We start from the raw sequence: 2,489 nt of genomic DNA on the forward strand, positions 1-2,489 counted from the left end.
GTCGTTGATGCGCCAGTGTGTGTTGTACCACCATGCGCGTCTTTCACATCGTAGGTGAAGTGGACGCTGCCGTTGTAATTGTGGCTTGGAGTGAAGGTGAAGGTTCCATCGTGATTGTCTTGAATCGAGCCATGGTCAGCATGCAAATTAGCGATAGTGAGCTTACCTGCATCGTTGGCGTCTACGTCAACAGTATTAGCGATTAGCTCGGTTGCTGTGATGGTTTGAGCAAGATCTTCTTTACCGCTGTTCAGTTGCACTTCACCAGAACAATACGGACGGTCGTTATCGCCATGAACGGTGACAACAATATCGTGAGTGGTGCCATCAGCCGATTTGACGGTGACAGTATCCGTTATCGATTCACCTTGGCCGAGGTGATCAATCTTTCTACCTGTTGCGTCTTGGCCTATGGAAGCGTAGTAGCTCCAATCTCCGTTACTCTGAAGTATGACACGACCATGAGTGCCGTAATAAACGCCGGTTTGGGCATGGCTTTCACCGGAGTCTGGATCAACAATGTTCAGGTGACCATCAGTGTGTATTTCGTCGTTCCATAATTTGCCGATGTTTCCATGCATATGATCTGGTGAGCGATCATCGACGTAGCCACCAGACATTGTACCATCTGGTGCTGTATATGTATGCCCTTCATGAACATCTCCAGTATAGACACCGCCGATAACGGCAGAATTATTAACCCCTGTAATCGTTATTGAGAGGTTTTGAGTGCTGCTCGCATTATGCTCGTCTGTGACTGTTACTGGAACAGTCAATGTCTTCGTGACACCTGATGCTAACGATTGATAGCTAGAGTGAGCAGGATCGAAGCTATAACTGCCGTCCGGATTAACCACCAAGCCATCAATCTGCGGTGCGCTGTAAGTCAAGGCCGCACCGGTATCAATATCTTGGCCAACCATTTGTCCATTTAGAACGCTTCCACCTTCAGTCACTGAGTGGGACTGAGCATTGATGGTTGGGGCATCGTTGGTACCATGAACCGTTAGCTCTATCGTGTGTGTTGTACCATCTGCTGAGCGTATAATGGCTGAATCGTGTTTAACTTCGCCTTGCGCTAAGTTCTGTATATTGCGGTTGTCGAGGGTATAGGTGTAGTGACCGTCGCGCATGAGCAGTATGTGCCCACCCAGTTTGGTGTCGTAGCCAATACCTTGATAGGTTTGTGAGCCTATATTCGGATCAAACTGTGCCTCTCCCTTATCAGGGTCTTGGATGTTTAATCTGCCGTCGTAATGCAGTTGGTAGTGGGTATCTATATAGCCGCGATCTTCAGTTACTCCCCGTAAGTCTGCATTGGCTTGTGCGTCGGTAATAATCGCGTTATCTGGAGTTGCGATAAGATCAAACTTAGCTTGAGTGCTGACGCTGCCCCCATGGCCGTCAACCACATCATAGGTGAGTCGAATCTCACCATTGAAATCTTTATCTGGCGTGAAGGTATAAGTGCCATCTTTATTATCAGTCAGGCTACCGTGTGTCGCTTGCAAATTTGTCACGTGCAATACATCGCTACTATCCACATCGCTTGCATGTGTTAGCAAGTCAGAAGCCTTGATGGTTACGGGTTGATCCTCTTTACCCGCAGGAAGCTGAGTCCACGCACTGACAATTGGTTTGTCGTTGCTGCCTTGCACATCGATAACGACTTTATGAGGGACTGTCGCTCCTGTTGAATCGGTAGCGGTGATCCAGAATGATTCAGACTGATGTTCACCAGCCGCGAGTTTATCCGCGGCACCGCCGGTTGAATTGTCTAGCTGATAGTGCCAATGACCATGCTGATCAATCGACAGCGTTCCCCATTGACCTTGGGGTTGATTGATTGCCCACGTAACGGTGTCGGACTTATCTATATCAGTCGCGATTAAGCTCCCTGTCGCATCGGGGTTTCCTGCCGTGTTCAAGCCCTGTTCGATCACCGCGCCACTTGAGGTACCTGAGATAGTAGGGCGGTCATTGGTGCCATTAATCGTCACTTTGATGGTCGACGGTGTGCCATCAACGGAAGAGACGGTAAAGGTCTCTTCGACTTTATCGCCGACGTTCAATTGATTAAACGCACTGTTGGCGGTGAACACCCAATGCCCATTAGCATCAATAGTTAGGTCGCCATTGATACCTGAAATCGAATCCGGCGTGAACGTATTGTCTGGATTATCAACATCGGTACTAGTCAACGTTCCTGATGTCGTTACCGCTTTATCAGTCTCATCCACACTGACTGTTGCGGTACTGACTGTCGCTGCATCGTTAGTGCCATTAATCGTCACCTTGATGGTCGACGGTGTGCCATCAACGGAAGAGACGGTAAAGGTTTCTTCGACCTTATCGCCGACGTTTAACTGATTAAACGCGCTGTTGGCGGTGAAGGTCCATTGGCCATTAGCACCAATGGTGAGGTTGCCGTTGGTGCCAGTAATCGAATCCGGAGTAAACGCATTATCTGGGTTATCCACGTCGGTACT

General features: G+C 48.8%; 1 protein-coding gene. It reads right to left on the reverse strand.

Annotated elements, in window-relative coordinates; all coding sequences use genetic code 11:
- On the reverse strand, positions 1-2,489 hold a 2,489-nt coding region (locus tag AB4384_RS21230), incomplete at both ends, for a VCBS domain-containing protein (RefSeq protein WP_372130071.1).

This window comes from Vibrio sp. 10N.261.51.A4 (assembly GCF_041471945.1).
Classification (GTDB): Bacteria; Pseudomonadota; Gammaproteobacteria; order Enterobacterales; family Vibrionaceae; genus Vibrio; species Vibrio crassostreae_C.